This is a genomic window from Pseudomonas cremoricolorata DSM 17059 = NBRC 16634, assembly GCF_000425745.1.
Taxonomy (GTDB): domain Bacteria; phylum Pseudomonadota; class Gammaproteobacteria; order Pseudomonadales; family Pseudomonadaceae; genus Aquipseudomonas; species Aquipseudomonas cremoricolorata.
This window is the reverse complement of the sequence record NZ_AUEA01000016.1, coordinates 37,422-57,501: the sequence shown is the minus strand read 5'-3', so window position 1 is coordinate 57,501 and position 20,080 is coordinate 37,422. Positions and strand designations below refer to the sequence as shown.

Below are 20,080 nucleotides of genomic sequence, written 5' to 3'. Positions count from 1 at the left end.
CTTCATCACACAGGTCATTCATGCGTCTGTTTCACACCTCCGACTGGCACCTTGGTCAGAGCCTGCACGGCCAGGATCGCGACTTCGAACATGCCTGTTTCCTTGAATGGCTGCTCGGCCAACTGCAACTGCGTCAGCCCGATGCCTTGCTGATCGCCGGCGACCTGTTCGACACCGTCAACCCGCCGGTCAAGGCCCAGGAGCGGTTGTACGACTTCATCGTCCGTGCCCACGAGCAACAGCCCAAGCTCGACATCGTGATGATCGCCGGCAACCACGATTCCGGCTCGCGGGTCGAGCTGCCCGCGGCGCTGATGCGGCGTCTGCGCACCCATGCCCTGGGCCGGGTGCACTGGCTCGACGAAGGCCAGCTCGATGCCGAGCGGCTACTGATTCCACTGACCAACGCACGCGGCAAGGTGTGCGCCTGGTGCCTGGCGCTGCCGTTCCTGCGCCCGGCGGAAGTGACCGGGCCGCACCTGGGTGACGACTACCTCAAGGGCATCGCCACGGTGCACGAGCAACTGACCGCAGCGGCGCTGCGCAAGCGTGGCAAGGACCAGGCGCTGGTGGCCATCAGCCACGCGCACATGGCCGGCGGCTCGGTCTCGGAAGATTCCGAACGCAGCCTGATCATCGGCAATGCCGAAGCGCTGCCGGCGCGGCTGTTCGACCCCAGCATCGCCTATGTCGCCCTGGGCCATCTGCACAAGCCGCAGAAGGTCAACCGCGAAGAGCGCATCCGCTACAGCGGCTCGCCGTTGCCGCTGTCGTTCGCGGAAATCAACTACCCGCACCAGGTGCTGGAAGTCGAGCTGCAAGGCGCGCAGCTGGTGAGTGTCGAGGCGCGCCTGGTGCCGCGGGCGGTGGCGCTGCTGCGCATCGGCCCGGCGCCACTGGCCGAGGTATTGGCGCAACTGGCCGAGCTGCCTGCGCCGGATTTGCTGCAAGACCCCAACCACCAGCCGTGGCTGGAAGTGCGCGTGCGCCTCGACGAGCCGCAGCCTGATCTGCGCCAGCAAGTCGACAGCGCGCTCAGCGAAAAAGCCGTGCGCCTGGTGCGCATCAGCGCCGAGTACAGCGGCGCCGGCGCGGCCGACGACCAGGCCCAGGGCTTCGTCGAACTCAGCCAGATCACTCCGCAGGACCTGTTCAGCCGCGCCTGGCAGCAGGCCTACGGCAGTGAGGCCGACGAACAGACCCTGGCCGACTTCGCCGAACTGTTGCAGGACGCCCATCAGCACGAGGCCCAGCCATGAAGATTCTTGCCATTCGCCTGAAGAACCTGGCCTCGCTGGCAGGCCCGGTGGACATCGACTTTACCGCCGAGCCGCTGCTCAGCGCCGGATTGTTCGCCATCACCGGCCCCACCGGCGCCGGCAAGAGCACCCTGCTCGATGCCCTGTGCCTGGCGCTGTTCGGCAGCGTGCCGCGGCTCAACGCCATCGCCCGCGAAGCCAAGGTGCCGGATGCCGACGGCGACATTCCCACCGCCGATCCGCGCAACCTGCTGCGCCGCGGCAGTGGCAGTGGCTTTGCCGAAGTGGATTTCATCGGCATCGACGGCCACCGCTACCGCGCCCGCTGGGAAGCCAACCGCGCCCGCGACAAGGCCGGCGGCAAGTTGCAGGCCAGCCGCCAGAGCCTGTACGACCTCGACGCCGAGCAACTGCTGGGCAGTGGCAAGCAGGAATACAAAGAGCTGATCGAATCCCGCCTGGGCCTGAACTTCGAGCAGTTCACCCGTGCCGTGATGCTGGCGCAAAGCGAGTTCAGCGCCTTCCTCAAGGCCAACGACCGCGACCGCAGCGAACTGCTGGAAAAGCTCACCAACACCTCGATCTACACCCGTCTTGGCCAAGGCGCGTTTGCCAGGGCGCGCGATGCCGGCGACACCTACCGCGCCTTGCAGGAACGCGCCAGCCACCTGCTGCCCATGGCCAGCGAGGCGCGCCTGGAGCTCGATGCAACCCTCGACCAGGCCCAGCAACAGCTCAAGGCCGAGCAACAGCGCCAGCGCGAGTTGGAACAGCAACGCGCCTGGGCAGCCGAATTGCAGCGCCTGCTGCAGCAGCAACACAGCGCCCGCCAGGCGCTCAGCGAGGCGCAGCAGCATGCCGAGTCGCTGAGCGCGCAACGCGACGACGTGCAGCGTCTGGAGCGCCTGGCGCCGCAGCGCCATCAGTTCCAGCGCCAGCGCCAGTTGCTCACGCAGTTGCAGCCGCTGGGCGAGGCGCTGCTTGCGCAACGACAACGGCAGGCCAGCGTGCAGACGCGCAGTGCCGAGCTCGAGCAGGCCCTGCACGCCGCTCGCGAGCACATGGGCCAACGCCAGCAGGCCCTGGATGAGGCCGCACCGCGCCTGCGCCAGGCGTTCTCCGCCGAGGAAGCTCTCGCCCGCCTGCACGGCGAGCGGGGTACCGCGCGTACCGCAGCAACCGAGGCCGAGCACGCCGGCGCGGCCTTGCAGCAACAGCACCAGCAACTGCACGAGGCGCAGCAGCGTGACCAGCACGCGCTGCAGCAGGTCGACCAGGCGCTGGCCGGCAGCGCAGAGTTGGCGAGCCTTGGCGAGGCCTGGCAGGCCTATCGCGGCCAGCTCCAGCAACTGCTGCAAATCGGCAACCGGTTGCAGCAGGGCGCTGAAGAACTGCCGGCCTTGCAGGCGCAACTGAGCCAGGCCAGCGCCCACGCCCAGGCCCAGCAGCAAGACCTGGAACTGCTCTACCGCGAGGCCAAGGTCGAGCCGCAGGCGGTGGCCGAGCAGCTCGAGCTGCTCAGCTCCATGCTTCAGGACAACCGCAGGCAGCAGCGCAGCGTCGATGAGTTCAGCCGCCTGTACAGCCGCGAACAGGAGCTGCAACAGGGTTTGCAGGCACTCGCCGAGCGTCAGCAGCAGGTCCTGCAACAGCGTCAGCAACTGATCGCCGCCGGCACCGCCGCCAAAGCCGAATTCAGCGCCGCCGAACAGGCTCTGACGGTGATCCAGCAAGTGCTCGAACGTCAGCGCCTGGCCCGCGACAAGAGCGTCGAAGCGCTGCGCGAGCAGTTGCGTGAGGGCGAGCCGTGCAGCGTCTGCGGCAGCCTCGAACACCCCTTCCACGATGCTCAGGCGCTGCTCGCAAGCCTCGGTGAGCACGATCAGCACGAAGAAGACACCGCCAAGGCCCAGGTGCGTGAGCTCGGCGAGCGGCTCACCACCCTGCGCACCGAGCTGGGCGTGGCCAACGCCCAGTACAAGGACGCGCAGCAACAGCATCAGCAACTGAGCGAGCAGTGCCAGCCGCTCGACCAGCAGCTGCGCGGCCATGCCCTGTGGGCCGGCCTCGACGCCCAGGCCGAAACAGCCCGCGCAGACTGGCTTCAAGCGCAGGCACGACGCCTCGAGCAAGAGATCAGCCGCGACGAGCAACGCCAGGCCACCCTCACCCGCCTGCAACGCGACGTTGCCCAGCACACCGCCCAAGTGCACAGCGCCCAGCAGGCACAGCAGCAGGCCCAGCAACGCCTGGAGCAGCAGCGCAGCGCGCTGGAGGCCGATCAGCAGCGCCTCGAACAGGCACTGGCCGAGTTTGCCGAGCTGCTGCCCGAGGCGCACCTCAAGGCCCTGCGCGAGGCGCCGGCCGCGGCCTTCCTTGAGCTTGACCGGCTGCTCGCCGAACGTTTGCAGCAGCTCGACCAGCGCCACGAATTGCACCAGGCGCAGCAGCAGCGCGAGCAACACCTGCAGCGCCTGCTCGATCAACAACAGCACCACAGCGCCCAGCAGCAACAGCGCCAGGCCGAGCTAGAACGTCTCGACGCCCAGCACCGCCAAGCCGGCGAGTCGCTCGGCGAGCTGCTCGGCAGCCACCCGAGCGCCCAGGCCTGGCAGCAGCACCTGCAACGCGAGCTGGAACAGGCGCGCCAGGGCGAGGGCGAAACCGCCCAGGCCTTGCAGCAGGCGCATAACGAGGCCCTGCAACTGGCCACTGAACTCAAGGCCAACCAGGCCCGTCAGGCGGAACTGACCGTCGAGCAGCAACAGTTGCAGGAGGCCATCGATCAGTGGCGCGCCGAGCATGCCAGCTTCGACGACGCCACCCTTGAGCGTCTGCTGGCGGTCGACGAAACCCAGCTGGGTGCCTTGCGTCAGCGCCTGCAGGCTGCCGACAGCGCGCTGCAACAGGCCGCCGTGCGGGTCCAGGAACGTGACGAGTGGGTGCACAACCATCAGCAGTCAGCAGCCGAACCCCTGCCCGCCGAGGCCTTGCAGCAGGCGCGGGACGACATCCAGGCAAGTCTTGCCCAGCGCGAGCAACACTGCGCCGAGCTGCGCGCGCAGCAGGCCGACGACCAGCGTCGCCAGCAGGCCAGTGCGGCGCTTGCCGCTGACATCGAGCAGGCCCAGCAGCAGTGGCAGCGCTGGGCGCGCCTGAACACATTGATCGGCTCGGCCTCAGGCGATGTGTTCCGCAAGATCGCCCAGGGCTACAACCTCGACCTGTTGCTGCACCACGCCAACGCACAACTGCGCCAGCTGGCCCGGCGCTACCGCCTCAAGCGCGGCGGCAGCGCCCTCGGGCTGCTGGTGATGGATACGGAAATGGGCGACGAACTGCGTTCGGTGCATTCGCTGTCCGGGGGCGAAACCTTCCTCGTCTCGCTGGCCCTGGCCTTGGGCCTGGCCTCGATGGCCTCGAGCACCTTGCGCATCGAGTCGTTGTTCATCGACGAAGGCTTCGGCAGCCTCGACCCCGAATCCCTGCAACTGGCCATGGACGCCCTCGACGGCCTGCAAGCCCAGGGCCGCAAAGTGGCGGTGATTTCCCACGTGCAGGACATGCACGAGCGCATCCCGGTGCAAATCAAAGTGCACCGGCAGGGCAACGGCTTGAGTGAGGTGGAGGTCAGCGGGTGAACGGCGCAGTTCACCCGCCTGTAGGCGGTTATGGGGATTTGGCGAACACCAACGCCGAAGGCGCTGGCTGAGGCAGGCGCTGGACCACTTCGCCGAGGGTGCCTTCGCGCGGGTCGCGGCGCAGGACGACGATCTCGTCGCTGTGCTGGTTGGCCACCAGCAGGAAATGCCCGTCAGGGTCGAGGGCGAATTCGCGCGGGTGGTCGCCTTCGCTGGCGCGGCGTTGCACCAGGCTCAGGCGGCCATCGTCGGGGCTGACCCGGTACACCACGATCTCATTGGCCTTGCCGCGGTTGCTGACGTACAGAAAGCGTCCGTCGGCCGACAGGTGCAGGCCGCTGGCTGACTTGAACGCCACGTCGTCGTGCTCGGTCAGCGGCAGTTGCTGGAGCAGCGTCAGGCGACCATCGTCGTGCACCGCCAGCACCGCCACCTGGGCGCTCATTTCCAAGGTCAGGTAGGCAAAACGGCCACGGCTGTCGAACTCCAGATGCCGCGGCCCGCTGCCCGGCGGCAACACCAGCTCGGCGGTGCTGGCCGGCTTGAGCGGTCGCTCGGCGCGGGCGCCGTCGTAGCGGTAGATGAACACGCGGTCGGCGCCCAGATCGGTGGCGTATACGTGTTGGCCATCAGGGGCAACGACCATTGAATGCATGTGCGCCTCGCGCTGGCGCTCGGCATCGACCTGGCTCGGCGCATGGCGCACTTGCTGGGCCGGGGCCTGCAACGTGCCGCTGCGGCTCACCGGCAGCGCCACCAGGCTGCCGCCTGGCTTTTCAGCCCCGTAGTTGGCGACGAACAGGTAGCGCTGGTCGTGACTGAGGCTAGCATGGGTCGGCTCGCCGCCCTGGCTGGTGACCTTGCCCTGGGCGGTCAGGGCGCCGTCGACGTCGACGGCAAAGCTGCTCACCGTACCTTCACGGTCTTCATTGACGGCATACAGCACACGCTGGTCGGGCGACAGCTCCAGCCACGACGGATTGGCCGCGTGCACCACCTGCAACGGGGTGGATTCGATCTGCCCGGTGCTGGCATCGAAGTGATAGCGGTAGATGCCATGGCTGGCACCGTCGGTGTAGCTGCCGACCAGCAAGGTGGCCGAGTGGACGGGCACGGCCAGGCTCATCAGGCTAATCCTTAGCAGGTGCTTGCAGGTGCGGTTCATCGTCATCTTCCTCATCTTCCGGGGCGCGCAGGGCACTCATGCAGATCAGCAGGTGCTCGGTTTCGACAGCGCTCACCCGCCATTGGTCCCCTTGGCCTTGCGCTGCGGCCAGCTGCTCGGCGCTGAACTGCCAGCGGCGCAGCTGTCGGCCGTCCATGCATTCGGCGCGCAGGCCGGCGTCATCGAGGGTGAAGTCAAAACAATGCAGGCCGTCGATCAGCAGCATGTCGCAGGTGTGCAGGGCGTCGAGAAGGGTCATGGAAATACCTGAATGAAAATGGCCGCCAGTATACCCGCTCAATGGCCCAGCAGACCGCTGCCTCGCGTGCCGGCCAGGCGCTCGGGCCTGATCAGAAAACGCGCCAGTGCCGGCAGCAACCATAGCGCGCCGACCATGTTCCACAGCAGCATGAAGGTCAGCATCAGGCCCATGTCGGCCTGAAACTTGATGGCCGAGAACATCCAGGTGCACACCCCGATCGCCAGGCACAGACCGGTGAACAGCACCGCCTTGCCGGTCGAGCGCAGGGTCTGGTAGTAGGCCTCCTGCAACGAAAGGCCGGCGCGCAGGAAGCGCTCGAGGCGGCTGTAGATGTAGATGCCGTAATCGACGCCAATGCCCACACCGAGGGCCACCACCGGCAAGGTCGCGACCTTCACGCCGATACCCATGAAGGCCATCAGCGCATTGCCCAGCACCGAGGTCAGCACCAGCGGCAGCACGATGCACAAGGTGGCTGCGAACGAGCGGAAGGTGATCAGGCACATGACCGCCACGCACAGGTAGACCAGCAGCAGGATGCGCAGCTCGGCAGACTCGATGACCTCGTTGGTGGCCGCCTCGATACCGGCGTTGCCAGCGGCCAGGAGGAACTGCAGGCCATCGCGGTCATGGCTCTCGGCGAAGGCGCGAGCGGCGGCGGTGACCCGTTGCAGCGTCTCGGCCTTGTGGTCGTTGAGAAACACCAGCACCGGCGCCAGGGAGCAGTCGGCGTTGTACAGGCCGTCGGCGCGGGCGATGGAGTTGTTCAGCACATCGGCGTTACGCGACAGCGTCTCCCACTTCAGGCTGCCCTCGTTCATGCCCTTGATGACCTGCTTGGAGACCGTCACCAGGGAAATCGCCGACTGCACCCCCTGGGTGTTCTGCAGTGTCCACATCAACTCGTCGATGGGCGCCAAGGTGCTGTGCACCGAGCACTGCTCGGCGGCGGTCTTGACCATGATCACCAGCACATCGGAGCTGGTCGAATAGTGCTCGATGATGAAGCGGTTGTCCTGGTTGTAGCGCGAATCCGGGCGCAGCTCCGGTGCGCCCTGGTCGAGGTCGCCGATCTTCAGGTTCTGGCTGTACCAGAGCCCGCCGGCGAAGGCCAGCAGCGCCAGACCCACCGACAGCGGTGCCACCCGCGCGCTGGCAAAGTTCGACAGCAGGCGCCAGAACGGGTGTTCGCGGTGCGCATCGGCCTTGCTGCGCGCCACCGCCCTCTGGCTGATGCCGACATAGGAAATCGCCACCGGCAGCAGAATCAGGTTGGTGAAGACGATCACCGCCACGCCGATCGAGGCGCCGATGGCCAGCTCGCGAATCACCCCGATGTCGATGACCAGCAAGGTAATGAAGCCCACCGCGTCGGCGAGGATGGCGATCATCCCGGGGATGAACAGCTGGCGGAAGGTGCGCCGCGCGGCGGTCAGTGCGTTGTCGGCGTCGCTGGACTGCAGGGCGATGCCGTTGATCTTCTGCACACCGTGGGAAATACCGATGGCGAAGATCAGAAACGGCACCAGCATCGAGTAGGGATCAAGCCCAAAACCGACCGCATGCATCAGCCCCAGTTGCCAGACCACCGCCACCAGCGTGGTCAGCAGCACCGCCACCGTGCTGCGCAGGCACCCGGTGAACCACAACAGCAACGCCCAGGTGATCAGCAACGCCACGCCGAAGAACAGCGCCACCATCAGCAGCCCGTCGATCAGGTCACCGACCTTCTTGGCAAAGCCGACGATATGAATCTCGACGTTGGGGTTCTGCGCCTGGTACTTGTCGCGGATCTTCTCTTCCAGCTGGTGCGAGAACTGCTGGTAGTCGAGCTTGAGCTGGCGCGACGGTTCGAGCGGGTCGGGGTAGCTTTCCTGCAATGGCACATCGACGATGCTGGAGCGAAAATCATTGGCCACCAGGCGGCCGATCTGCCCGGACTTGAGCACGTTGTCGCGCAGCGCATCGAGGCTGGCCGGCGAACCGTCATAGGGGGTGGGAATCACCTCGCCACCGGCAAAGCCCGCTTCGGTGACTTCGGTCCAGCGCACGCTCGGGCTCCACAGCGATTTGAGGCCACTGCGCTCGACGCCTGGAATGTAGAACACCTCGTCGTGAATCTGGCGCAGGGTCTCCATGTAGGCGGGGTCGAAGATGTCGCCCTCTTTCACCGCCACGGCGATGCGCACGGTGTTGCCCAAGTTGGCCAGATCGTTGCGGTGTTCGAGCATGCGTTCGATGAACGGGTGCTGCAGCGGGATCATCTTCTCGAAACTGGTGGACGGGCGAATCAGCGTGGCCTGCCAGAACAGCACCAGGCTGACCAGCAGGCAGAGGATGATCACCGCCGGGCGATGGTTGAAGATCAGCCGCTCCAACGCGGTGGCCTGTTGCTCATCGGGCATGGCACGGGGCGTCTGGCGGCTCATGGTTGCACCTCCAGGTCCTGACCCTGGGCGTCGGCCAGATGGATACCGCCCTGCCCGACCAGCAGCAGCCGCTGGTCGGCAAGCCCGGCGACAGCGGCCAAGGCAATGCGGTCGCGGCGGCTGTTCACCGTGAACGTCTCGCCGTCGTCCTCGCTCACCAGCACGCTGCCGGCGTTGCCGACCACCACCACGCGACCATCGTCGAGCAGCGCTGCGCCCGAGAGGCCCGCGGCGAACGGCCCACGTTCAGTGCTCAAGGTGATGCGCTGCCAGGTGTCGCCGAAGTCTGCGGATCGCAACAGGTTGCCGCGCAGGCCGAAGGCCAAGAGGGTTGCCGGGCGGGCAGTGCCGAGCACCCCGAACAGCGAACCCTCGTACGGCCCAGGCACCGATGCCCAGCTCTGCCCGTCGTCGCCCGAGCGGAACATGCTGCCTTGTTCGCCGACGATGAACAGACCACGGTCCTTCACATGGGCGATGGCGTTGAGGTGCAGTTGCTCGGGGTTGTCCAGGCGGTCGCTGACGTCGTGCCACTGCTGGCCGCCGTTGCGGGTTTCCAGCAGCGCGCCATAGGCGCCGACGGCAAATCCATGGTGGGTATCGAGAAACAGCACATCGAGCAGCGGCGCTTCGCGCGCAAGGTCTTCGAACTGCTTGCGCCAGGTGGCGCCGCCGTCCTCGCTGGCCAGCACCTGGGCATCGTGGCCGACCGCCCAGCCGTGTGTGGCGTCGACGAAATACACCGCCGTGAGCAACTGCCGGCTGGGCACCTGGGCCTGGGTCCAGGCACCGCCTTGATTATCGGAATAGAGAATGTGCCCACGATCGCCGACCACCACCAGGCGCTTTCCGGCCTGGGCGGCGTCGATCAGCAGGCTGTGGGCGGCGCGCTCGGAGGCAATTGCAGATTGCCCATCGTCAGCGGCCTGCGCTCGGCCCGCGCAAATGACGCTGGTCAGCACCAGCAGCGCCGCCATCGACCACCCCCACGCCCACGGCCTGCCATGCATCCTTGCCCACTGGCTCATGCTGTTCCCCTGTTATTGTTCTTCGCCGGGTCGCTGGAGAAAACCGCCTGCGGGCGTGCATTGGCGCAGAAGAATGACCCACAGTAGCGATGGGCCATCCTAGCGATGATGGCAAAAGGAATACAACGCGCTGCTGGTTATATTTTGTTACCACGCCGCAGCGCGCCCAGTGCTGCAGTAGCGCTGGCACTCAGGCAGTCACCTGCGTAGACTCCGCCGCCCGCAGAGTGACAGGTCAGGAAAAGGAGTTCGCATGCAACGCGTGATGATCATCGGCCAGCCAGGCTCTGGCAAAAGCACCCTCGCCCGCAGGCTTGGCCAGTGCACCGGCCTGCCCGTGGTGCATATCGACAAGATCCATTGGCAACCCGGCTGGGTGGAGCGAACACCCGAGGAAAAGACCCGCCTGTGCCATGAGGTCGAAGCCGGCGAACGCTGGATTTTCGAAGGTGGCCACTCCACGACTTGGAGTAATCGTCTGGCCCGCGCCGACCTGTTGCTGTGGATCGACCGGGGACTGGCGTTGCGCCTGTATCGGGTGCTACGCAGGACCTTCAGCCAGCGCGGCAGCACCCGCGCAGACTTGCCGGAGAACTGTCCGGAACAACTGCGCAACCTTCCGCCCTTCCTGCGCTACATCTGGACCTCGCGCCATTCAGCCCGGCGCAAGATGCAGCGACTGGCAGGCAGCGCGCCAAGCCACTGCCAAGTCGTGCGGCTGCGTAGCAACCGCGATGTAGAACGGTTTCTTGCCAGCCTGGCGCAGCACGCCAATGGCGCGACCGAGGCAACGCCGGCCCAACGCTAGTCGGGCGCCTGTCCTACTCGGCGAACGGCAGGTCGGCACCGGTGCCGCGCCTGACCTCGAACACGTTCAGGGTCATCGCCACCAGCGCGTAGTAGCCGAACACGCCGATCAGCTCGACCATGGCCGGTTCGCCGAACAGCTCCACGCCGCGCTGGTACAGCGCATCGTCGACTCGGCGGGTGTCGTACAGCGTCTTGCCGATGTCGTACACGCACTGTTCATCGCTGCGTTCGAACAGCGGGGTGCGCTGCTGCCTGAGCGCGTCGATGACGCTGTCGGCAAGCCCTGCGCTGCGGGCGATGGGCTCGTGAATCTGCCACTCGGCCTGAGAGCGCCACCACGCCGCGGTGGTGAGGATCGCCAGTTCGCTCAGGCGCAGCTCAAGCGCCGTGCCGTAGCGGCAGAAGGCGCCCAGGCGCTGGGCGTGATCGGCCAGCGCCGGGCTGTGTACCCAGGCCAGGAACGGGCCGTCGAGGTTGCCGCGAGGGCCTTGCAGAATGTCGTCGAGCACGCGCTGCTGGTCGGCGCTCATGCGCCCCGGCTGCAACGGGGTCAGACGTGATCGAATGTCCATACTGGCTCCGTCAGAGGCCGTTGAGGGTGGTGTCGATGGCCTTGACCAGCTTCTCGGCGATCTCGTCGATATGGCTGGCGTCGATGATGTAGGGCGGCGCCAGAAGGATGTGGTCGCCGCGGCGGCCATCGAGGGTGCCGCCCATGGGGTAGCACATCAGGCCCTGGGCCATGGCCGCCTGCTTGATCCGCGCGTGCAGCTTAAGGGCAGGGTCGAACGGCGCCTTGCTCTGGCGATCCTGCACCAGTTCGATACCGCGGAACAGCCCGCGCCCGCGGATATCACCCACATGCGCGTGCTCGCCCAAAGCCTGCTGCAGGCGCGCCTGCAGGGCCTCACCTTGCACCTGCACCTGGTTCAGCAGGCCACGGGCCTCGATGCTTTTTTGCACCGCCAGCGCGGCGGCGCACGCCGTGGCATGGCCGATATAGGTATGACCGTGCTGGAAGTAGCCCGAGCCATTGGCGATGGCATCGCGGATCTTGCCGCTGAGCAGGGTCGCGCCAATCGGCTGGTAACCGGCGCCCAGGCCTTTGGCGATGGTGATCAGGTCGGCGCTGATGCCTTCCTGCTCGGCGGCGAACAGCGAACCGGTACGGCCCATGCCGCACATGACCTCATCGAGAATCAGCAGCACGCCATGGCGGTCGCAGACCTCACGAATCTTCTTGAAGTAGCCCGCCACCGCCGGCACCGCGCCCAGGGTCGCGCCGACCACCGGTTCTGCGATGAAGGCCATGACCTTGTCGGCGCCCAGTCGCTGGATTTCGGCGTCCAGCTCATCGGCCAGACGGGTGGCGTACTGCTCGCTGGTTTCATCGGCGCGCTGGTCGCGGTAGGCGTAGCAAGGGCTGACGTGGCTGACATCGATCAGCAACGGCTGGAACTGCTGGCGGCGCCATTGGTTGCCACCGGCAGCCAGCGCGCCCAGGGTGTTGCCGTGATAGCTCTGGCGCCGGGCGATGACATGACTGCGGCTCGGCTGGCCGATTTCCACGAAGTACTGGCGCGCAAGCTTCAGTGCAGTCTCGACCGCTTCGGACCCCCCGGAAACGAAATACACCGAATCGAGCCCGGCCGGCGCGCGGGCGACGAGAAAATCGGCCAGCTCTTCCATCACCTCGGTAGTGAAGAACGAGGTGTGCGCATAGGCCAGTTGGCCCACCTGCTGACGGATCGCTTCGATCACCTCTGGATCGCTGTGGCCCAGGCACGACACGGCCGCACCGCCGCTGGCATCGAGGTAGCGGCGGCCGTTGCTGTCGATCAGGTATGGACCGTCGCCGGCGACGGCGGTGGGATAGGTTTGGGTAAGGCTGCGGTGCAATACGTGGCTCATGGGACCCTCCAGGTGTCGTGCAAATATTACTTGCATCAAAACCATAAGCAACGGATATTTGCATTGCGATGCATGACGCCTCGTTCTCCCTACGTGCATGCCACGTACGTCCGGCACGGACTCGCCACCCATAACAATCAGGGGCCCGCCCCCATCGCTTGCTACTGCCGCCTTCTCTCGGGCTGCCCGCGTACCCGAGAGCTTCCCACTACAGAGGAAAGACGATGAAAAGACTTCTCAAGGTATCGCTTGCAGCCATTGCGCTGGCCATTTCCAGCACCTCGATGGCTGCTGGCAAAGAGCTGGTGATCGCCACCGACACGGCATTCGTACCGTTCGAGTTCAAGCAGGGCAACGAATACGTGGGCTTCGACATCGACCTGTGGGCGGCGATTGCCAAGGAGCTGGGGGTCAGCTACACGCTCAAGCCAATGGACTTCAACGGCATCATCCCGGCCTTGCAAACGCGTAACGTCGACGCGGCCCTGGCCGGCATCACCATCAAGGAAGAACGCAAGCAGGCCATCGATTTCTCCGACGGTTATTACGATAGCGGCTTTCTGCTGATGGTCCAGAGCGACAACGACAGCATCAAGGGCGAGGCCGACATCGCCGGCAAGAGCCTGGCAGTGAAAAGCGGCACCTCGGCGGCCGACTATGCCAAGGCCAACCTCAAGGCCAAGGACCTGCGCCAGTTCCCCAACATCGACAACGCTTACCTCGAACTGCGCACCGGCCGCGTCGACGCCGCCATGCACGACACCCCGAACGTGCTCTATTACATCAAGACCGCTGGCGAAGGTAAGGTGAAGGCCGTGGGCTCGCAGATGATGGCCCAGCAATATGGCATTGGCTTCCCCAAGGGCAGCGAACTGCGTGAGCCGGTCAACGCGGCGCTGAAGAAACTGCGCGAGAACGGCACCTACGCGCAGATCTACGAGAAGTGGTTCGGCACCCAACCGCAGTAAGCCATTTCCTGTTTCCTGAGAGCCACGTCTATGCAATTTCAATGGAGCGCCATCTGGGATGCGCTTCCGGTTCTGCTCGACGGCGCCAAGCTCACGCTGTGGATTTCCATCCTCGGCCTGATCGGCGGCGCCGTCATCGGCGTAATCGCGGGCTTTGCCCGCGCTTACGGCGGATTCTTCAGCAGCCGGATCGCCCTGGTATTCATCGAACTGATCCGCGGCACCCCGATCATGGTGCAGGTGATGTTCATCTACTTCGCCCTGCCGCTGATGGTGCCGATTCGCATCGACCCGTTCGGCGCCGCGGTGTTCACCATCATGATCAACTCCGGTGCCTACATCGGCGAAATCACCCGCGGTGCGGTGCTGTCGATCAACAACGGTTTCCGTGAGGCGGGCCTGGCCCTGGGCCTGTCACGCCGCGACACGCTGCGCTACGTGATCACCCCGCTGGCCTTCCGGCGCATGATTCCGGCACTGGGCAACCAGTGGATCGTCAGCATCAAGGACACCTCGCTGTTCATCGTCATCGGCGTCGCCGAGCTGACCCGCCAGGGCCAGGAAGTGATCGCCGGCAATTTCCGCGCGATGGAAGTGTGGACCGCCGTCGCCGTGATCTACCTGGTCATCACCCTGGTGCTCAGCTACATCCTGCGCCGTATGGAAGCGAGGTTGAAAATCCTGTGATCGAATTCAAGAACGTTTCCAAGCACTTCGGCAGCACCCAAGTGCTGCACAACATCGACCTGAACATCGCCAGCGGTGAAGTGGTGGTGATCATCGGGCCATCGGGGTCGGGCAAGTCGACCCTGCTGCGCTGCATCAACAAGCTCGAGGAAATCACCGAGGGGCAATTGGTGGTCGACGGCCTGGTGGTCAACGACCCCAAGGTCGACGAGCGCCTGATTCGCCAGGAAGCCGGCATGGTGTTCCAGCAGTTTCACCTGTTCCCGCAGATGACCGCCCTGGAAAACGTCGCTTTCGGCCCGATCCGCGTACGCGGGGCGAGCAAGGCCGAGGCGCACAAACTCGGCCGCGAACTGCTGGCCAAGGTTGGTCTGGCCGAGCGCGCCGATCATTACCCGTCGCAGCTTTCCGGGGGTCAGCAGCAGCGCGTGGCGATCGCCCGGGCGCTGGCGGTCAAGCCCAAGATGATGCTGTTCGACGAGCCGACCTCGGCGCTCGACCCGGAACTGCGCCATGAGGTGCTGACGGTGATGAAAGCCCTGGCCGAGGAAGGCATGACCATGGTCATCGTCACCCACGAGGTGGACTTCGCGCGCAAGGTAGCCAGCCGCCTGATCTTCATCGACAAGGGCCGCATCGCCGAAGACGGCAAGCCCGAAGCGCTGATCGCCAATCCGCCCAGCCCGCGCCTGCGGGAATTTCTTCAGCACGTGTCCTAGGGAGCCTTGCGATGCTCGCTCAACTTCACATCGCCGGTTCGGCGTTCGAGATCGGCCAGCGCCTGGGCGAATTCGGCCGCGCGGCGGTGCACGACAAACTGCGCCCACTGCCGCTGTGGCAGCACCTGGCCGGGCTTGCCGGCAGCGACAAGGCGCAACGGATGCAAGCCCTGGTGCGCAGCCGCTACCCTCGCTACTGGCAGGAACTCGAAGGCCTCGCCGCAGGCCTAGAGCTGCCGTTGGCCGAGGTGTTCATGTGGAACTGCCGCGGTGATTACCCGGGGCTGCCCAGTGTCGATGGCTGCACCACGGTGTACGGGCAGACCGCAGACGGCGCCCTGATCGCGCATAACGAAGATGGCCTGCCGCAACTGCGCGGGGATTGCGCCATCGTGCATGTCACACCGGATGAAGGCGTGGCGTTCACCAGCTTCGCCTACCCCGGCTCGATCCCCGGGCACACCTTCGCGGTCAACGCCTGCGGCGTGGTGGCGACGGTGAACAACCTGCGCCCGAGCGAGATTCCCACTGGCTTGCCACGGATGATCTTGGGGCGCGCCTCGCTGGATGCCCGCAGCGTGGAAGAGGCCATTGCGGCGGTCTCCAGTACGCCGCGTGCCGGAGCGTTCCATCACGCCTTCGGCCAGGCCGGTTCGGCGCGACTGGTGAGTGTCGAGGCGACCTCGGCTGGCGTCGCGCTGGTCGAGGTGGGGCAACGTCAGGGGCATGCCAACCACATCGTTCACGCACCGCTCGCCGCGCTGGCACAACGCATCACCGGCAGCTCCGGGGCGCGGCAGCAGCGGCTGCAAGCGTTGCTGGGCAGCGCCGAGGGTGAGCTCGATGGTGCCCAGGCGCTGGCCATGCTACGTGACGAGTTGGCCGAGCCGCTGCCGATCTACCGCTGCGCAGCCGATGACCCGGACGATGAGAACACCCTGGCCACGGCGGTCTTCCAGCTCAAGGCAGGCGCTGTAGAATGGGCGGTCTACACCCAGCGCGAGACCTGTCACGCGGATCTTGAGGGTGTGATTTCCGTAGACTGTTAATGGATTGCCTGATGTCCCTTCCCCGCGAACACTTGCCCGAGACCGTGGCCGGCCTCAAACAGTTGCTGACCGCCATCGAGCAACGAGAGGTCGACATTGCCCTGGGCAGCAGTTCGACCCGCGCGCTCACCGCGCTGATCGAGTCGCCCCAGCGCGCCGCCGTGTCGTCCATCACCGAGCTGGCCGAGCAACTCGGGGTCAATGCCTCGACGTTGTCACGCCTGGCCCGGCGCCTGGGCTACAGCGGTTTCAGCAAGCTGCAGGATGTGTTTCGCCGGGAACTGACCGAGGGCCAGAGCTTCTACAGCGACCAGGCCTCGCGGCTGGTGATCGGTGGCGATGACTACGGCCCGCTGAGCCAACTGGCTCGGCTCGGCCGCCAGGAAAGCGCCAATATCGCCAGCATGATCGAGCAGATTGACTCGGCGGTGTTCGATGAGGTGGTGGTGCGCCTAAGCCAGGCCAAACGCGTTCGCGTGCATGGCATGCGCCAGTTCAACTCGCTGGCGCTGTTCATGGCCTATGGCCTGGGCATGCTGCGTCCCGATGTGAGCATTCTCGATTCCAGCCGCCAGGGCGTCGCCGATGCCCTGGCGCAGATGGAGGCAGGCGACGTGCTGGTGGTTGCCAGCTGCTTCCCCTACACCCCAAGCGTGCTGGTGACCGCCGAGGTGGCGGCTCGGCACGGCATCGAAGTGGTGGCGTTGACCGACTCGGCCAGCTCGCCGCTGGCCAAGAGCGCCCGACACAGCTTCTATGTGCCCAACCACAGCCTGTTCTTCAGCAACAGCATGTGCGCCTTCACCCTGCTCGCCCAGGGCTTGCTCAGTGCCGTCGCGAGCTTGCTTGGCGAGGCTTCGGTGCAAGCGCTGAAATACCGCGAGACGCTCATTTCCGAGCTCAATACCTCACTCTGAATGCCCGCGTCGGATGGCCGAGCGCGTCAACCCTGGGCAGCGTCGTCGTTGGCCTGGTAGCGCAGCCAGCCGGCGATGCGCGTCTTGCCGTCGGCGCGGTCACGCGGATGCGCCCTGCCCTCGGTGACCGGCACTTCGGCGAAATCGAACGGGCTCATGCCCTCGATGCACGCCACGTTGATGCCGTACTGATCGGGTGAGGAACGTCGTTGATGGAAGGTGTAGATGCCGCAGGTCGAGCAGAAGTAGTGCCTGGCTTCGGCGCTGTTGAACTGGTACAGCGTCAGCAGCGCCTCGCCCTGCGTCACCTGAACATCGGCCAAATCCGCCGACACCGCCACCGCGCCGCGCATGCGACAGTATGAACAGTTGCAGCGCCGAGCGGTGTTCAGGCCGTCGGTCAGTCTCACCGTGAAGCGCACGCCGCCGCAGTGGCAGGCGGCGTGTAGAAGAGGTGGTGTTTCAGCGGGGCTGGCGGGCATGGGGGGTTTCCTCTGTGCTCGGCGTTGTCGCCAAGGCAAGCTTAGCCGGTCGTGCGCAGGAGTTCCGGCCAAGCCTACCCGCAGCCGATCAGGCCAGGCTCTTGCTCACCACTTCATACACATCGCTCGACAGCGACCCGGACGCCAGAATCCGCTCAAGCTCGCCTTTCATCAACGCTTGGCGCGCGTCGTCGTACTTGCGCCAGCGGGTCAGCGGCGCCAGCTGGCGCGAGGCGATCTGTGGGTTGAGGGCGTTGAGCTCGATGACCAGGTCGGCCAGGAAGCGATACCCCGAACCATCCGCGGCGTGGAAATTAACCAGGTTCTGCCCGGCGAAGGCGCCGATCAGCGCACGCACCTTGTTCGGGTTCTTCAGGGTGAAGGCCGGGTGCTGCATCAGCGCCTTGACCCGCGCCAAGCCGCCGGGCTGGGTACTGCCGGCCTGAACGCTGAACCACTGGTCCATTACCAGCGGGTTGTCCTTGAAGTGCTCGGCGAAGGCTTCCAGCGCCTTGGCCCGCTCGGCGCTGAACGGCGAGTTGACCAGCACGGCCAGGGCGGTCAGGCGCTCGGTCATGTTGTCGCAGTGCTCGAATTGCTCGAGCGTGGCAGCGAGCACGTCCGGGTTGCCGGTCAGCATCAAATACGACAAGGCGATGTTCTGCAGGCTGCGGCGGGCGAAGTGCTCGGCCGAGGCTACATAGGCGGTTTCGCGCGACTGCGCACGGTTGGCCTGGTAGCGCGCCCACAGGCGTGGCTGCAGCTGCTCGGCGATCTGCGTGCGGGCGAACTCGCGGGCGGCGTGGATGGCATCGACGTCGGCCACCTGGCTGATTTCCGTGAGGTAGGCCTCGCCCGGCAGCGAGAGCATTTCGGCGACCATGGCAGGGTCGAGGGTTTCGTCAGCCAGCACCGTGCCCAGGGCCTGGATCAGGCGCGGGTCGAGGTTGAACGCCTCGCCGCGTTGATGCTGGGCGATCAGCTCCTGCAACACCTGCACCGACAGTTGCTGCCCCGCTTCCCAGCGGTTGAAGCCATCGCTGTCGTGCTGCATGAGGAACATCAGTTGGTCGCGGTCGTAGGGGAAGCTCAGCTTGACCGGCGCACTGAAGCCGCGCAGCAGCGATGGCAATGGCTTGGCTGTAAGGCCTTGGAAGACGAAGGTCTGCTCGGCCTCGGTCACTGCCAGCACGCGGCTGGTGCCGTGCGCGGCGGTTTCGTCAGCGAGCTGCAACGGCAGGTCGCGGCCTTCGGCATCCAGCAGGCCCAGCTCGACCGGGATCACGAAAGGCAGCTTGTCGCGGCCATCTGGGGTTTGCGGGTAGCTCTGGCGGAACGTCAGGCTGTACTGACCGACCGCTGCGTCCCAGGCTTCGCTGACTGCCAGGCGCGGAGTACCGGCCTGCACGTACCAGCGCTTGAACTGGGTCAGGTCGACGCCGTTGGCATCTTCCATGGCCTGGATGAAATCGTCGCAGGTCACCGCCTGGCCGTCATGGCGCTCGAAGTACAGGTCGCTGCCTTTACGGAAGCCCTCGGCGCCCAACAGAGTACGGACCATGCGCACCACTTCCGAGCCCTTTTCGTACACGGTGAGGGTGTAGAAGTTGGAAATCTCGATGAAGCTGTCCGGGCGCACCGGGTGGGCCATGGGGCCGGCGTCTTCAGCGAACTGGTGGGTACGCAGGTAGGCGACATCCTCGATGCGCTTGACCGTGCGCGAGTTCATGTCGGCACTGAACTCGGCGTCGCGGAACACCGTGAAACCTTCCTTGAGCGACAGCTGGAACCAGTCGCGGCAGGTCACGCGGTTGCCCGACCAGTTGTGGAAATATTCATGGGCCACGACCGCTTCGACGCGCTGGTGCGCAGCGTCGGTGGCGGTCTCGGCGCGGGCCAGTACGCAACTGGAGTTGAAGATGTTCAGGCCCTTGTTTTCCATGGCGCCCATGTTGAAGTCGTTGACCGCGACGATCATGAAGATGTCCAGGTCGTACTCGCGGCCATACACCTCTTCATCCCAGCGCATGGACTTCTTCAGGCTGACCATGGCGTGCTGGCATTTGTCGATGTTCTCAGGCTCGACATAGATGCGCAGGGTCACGTCGCGCCCGGACTGGCGGGTGAACACGTCTTCCACACACCACAAGTCGCCGGCCACCAGGGCGAACAGGTAGGCCGGCTTCTTGAACGGGTCTTCCCAGGTCGCCCAGTGCCGGCCGTCTTCGCCAGGGCCGCTGCCGACCGGGTTGCCGTTGGACAACAGCACCGGGTAGCGATGCTGCTCGGCGATCACCGTGGTGGTGAAGGTGCTCATCACATCCGGGCGGTCGAGGTAATAGGTGATCTTGCGAAAGCCCTCGGCCTCGCACTGGGTGCAGAACATGCTGCCAGACTTGTACAGCCCTTCCAGCGCGGTGTTGCTTTCCGGGTGGATGCGCACGCTGGTGTCGACGGTGAACTGCTCGCCACGCGGGTGCAGGGTCAGGCTGTTGTCATCGCACTGGTAGTCGGTGCTGCTCAGGGTCTGGTCATCGAGCTGCACGCTGAGCAGCTCCAGTTGCTGCCCATCGAGCACCAGTGCCGGCAGCCCGGCACCGCGCGCCGGGTTGCGGCGCATGATCAGTTGCGCATGCACCAGGGTGTGGTCCTCGAACAGCTCGAAGGTCAGGTGCGTCTCGTCGATCAGGTACTCAGGCGCCTGGTAGTCCTTGAGGTAGATCGCTTGCGGTTGTTCGGTGCGCATGGGGCAA

Annotated in this window: 16 protein-coding genes; 8 read left to right on the top strand and 8 right to left on the bottom strand. The window is 65.6% G+C overall.

Going from position 1 to position 20,080, the window contains the following annotated elements; genetic code table 11:
- Nucleotides 1-20 precede the first annotated feature (20 nt).
- Together H618_RS0117460 and H618_RS0117455 are read left to right on the top strand one after the other, a co-directional pair.
- The gene (locus tag H618_RS0117460) at nucleotides 21-1,259 is read left to right on the top strand and encodes an exonuclease SbcCD subunit D C-terminal domain-containing protein (protein ID WP_028696289.1); all 1,239 of its coding nucleotides are present in this window, start codon (nucleotides 21-23) and stop codon (nucleotides 1,257-1,259) included.
- Nucleotides 1,256-4,900, top strand: coding sequence for an AAA family ATPase (locus tag H618_RS0117455; protein ID WP_028696288.1), 3,645 nt, complete (start codon nucleotides 1,256-1,258; stop codon nucleotides 4,898-4,900). The genes H618_RS0117460 and H618_RS0117455 overlap by 4 nt, the downstream gene beginning before the upstream one ends.
- Nucleotides 4,901-4,928: 28 nt before the next feature.
- Here the strand turns inward: H618_RS0117455 and H618_RS0117450 are convergent, their stop codons facing one another.
- The 4 genes from H618_RS0117450 to H618_RS0117435 are packed head-to-tail and all read right to left on the bottom strand — an operon-like array spanning nucleotide 4,929 to nucleotide 9,784.
- Nucleotides 4,929-6,065, bottom strand: coding sequence for a lactonase family protein (locus H618_RS0117450; RefSeq protein ID WP_028696287.1), 1,137 nt, complete (start codon nucleotides 6,063-6,065; stop codon nucleotides 4,929-4,931).
- A complete protein-coding gene (locus tag H618_RS0117445; RefSeq protein WP_028696286.1) occupies nucleotides 6,031-6,324 on the bottom strand; it encodes a DUF5629 family protein in 294 nt (97 codons plus the stop codon). The genes H618_RS0117450 and H618_RS0117445 overlap by 35 nt, the downstream gene beginning before the upstream one ends.
- Nucleotides 6,325-6,362: 38 nt before the next feature.
- A complete protein-coding gene (locus tag H618_RS0117440; RefSeq protein WP_028696285.1) occupies nucleotides 6,363-8,756 on the bottom strand; it encodes an efflux RND transporter permease subunit in 2,394 nt (797 codons plus the stop codon).
- Nucleotides 8,753-9,784, bottom strand: a complete 1,032-nt coding sequence (locus H618_RS0117435) for a WD40/YVTN/BNR-like repeat-containing protein (protein WP_028696284.1) — start codon at nucleotides 9,782-9,784, stop codon at nucleotides 8,753-8,755. Before H618_RS0117435 ends, H618_RS0117440 begins: the two co-directional genes overlap by 4 nt.
- A 253-nt stretch (nucleotides 9,785-10,037) precedes the next feature.
- Here H618_RS0117435 and H618_RS0117430 point away from each other — a divergent pair, with 253 nt between their 5' ends.
- Entirely contained in the window at nucleotides 10,038-10,592 is a 555-nt protein-coding gene (locus H618_RS0117430) for a P-loop NTPase family protein (protein WP_028696283.1), read from the top strand.
- Nucleotides 10,593-10,605: 13 nt separating this feature from the next.
- Here H618_RS0117430 and H618_RS0117425 read toward each other — a convergent pair whose 3' ends face one another.
- Nucleotides 10,606-11,166 (bottom strand): carboxymuconolactone decarboxylase family protein, encoded by a 561-nt coding sequence (locus H618_RS0117425; RefSeq protein ID WP_028696282.1) that lies wholly within the window; start codon nucleotides 11,164-11,166, stop codon nucleotides 10,606-10,608.
- Nucleotides 11,167-11,176: 10 nt separating this feature from the next.
- Nucleotides 11,177-12,505 (bottom strand): aspartate aminotransferase family protein, encoded by a 1,329-nt coding sequence (locus tag H618_RS0117420; protein WP_028696281.1) that lies wholly within the window; start codon nucleotides 12,503-12,505, stop codon nucleotides 11,177-11,179.
- A 224-nt stretch (nucleotides 12,506-12,729) separates the two neighbouring features.
- On the opposite strand from H618_RS0117420, the gene glnH reads away from it, so the two are divergent.
- The 5 genes from glnH to H618_RS0117395 are packed head-to-tail and all read left to right on the top strand — an operon-like array spanning nucleotide 12,730 to nucleotide 16,845.
- A complete protein-coding gene (glnH, locus tag H618_RS0117415) occupies nucleotides 12,730-13,473 on the top strand; it encodes a glutamine ABC transporter substrate-binding protein GlnH (RefSeq protein ID WP_028696280.1) in 744 nt (247 codons plus the stop codon).
- A 30-nt stretch (nucleotides 13,474-13,503) separates the two neighbouring features.
- Entirely contained in the window at nucleotides 13,504-14,160 is a 657-nt protein-coding gene (gene glnP / locus H618_RS0117410; protein ID WP_028696279.1) for a glutamine ABC transporter permease GlnP, read from the top strand.
- Entirely contained in the window at nucleotides 14,157-14,879 is a 723-nt protein-coding gene (gene glnQ / locus H618_RS0117405; protein ID WP_028696278.1) for a glutamine ABC transporter ATP-binding protein GlnQ, read from the top strand. Before glnP ends, glnQ begins: the two co-directional genes overlap by 4 nt.
- Before the next feature lie 11 nt (nucleotides 14,880-14,890).
- Nucleotides 14,891-15,928, top strand: coding sequence for an acyl-CoA--6-aminopenicillanic acid acyl-transferase (locus H618_RS0117400; protein ID WP_028696277.1), 1,038 nt, complete (start codon nucleotides 14,891-14,893; stop codon nucleotides 15,926-15,928).
- A gap of 11 nt (nucleotides 15,929-15,939) precedes the next feature.
- Nucleotides 15,940-16,845, top strand: coding sequence for a MurR/RpiR family transcriptional regulator (locus H618_RS0117395; RefSeq protein ID WP_028696276.1), 906 nt, complete (start codon nucleotides 15,940-15,942; stop codon nucleotides 16,843-16,845).
- Between the two features lie 26 nt (nucleotides 16,846-16,871).
- Here the strand turns inward: H618_RS0117395 and H618_RS0117390 are convergent, their stop codons facing one another.
- Together H618_RS0117390 and pepN are read right to left on the bottom strand one after the other, a co-directional pair.
- On the bottom strand, nucleotides 16,872-17,327 hold the full coding sequence (locus H618_RS0117390) for a GFA family protein (protein ID WP_028696275.1): 456 nt from the start codon (nucleotides 17,325-17,327) through the stop codon (nucleotides 16,872-16,874).
- Between the two features lie 88 nt (nucleotides 17,328-17,415).
- Entirely contained in the window at nucleotides 17,416-20,073 is a 2,658-nt protein-coding gene (gene pepN, locus H618_RS0117385) for an aminopeptidase N (RefSeq protein ID WP_028696274.1), read from the bottom strand.
- Nucleotides 20,074-20,080: the final 7 nt, after the last annotated feature.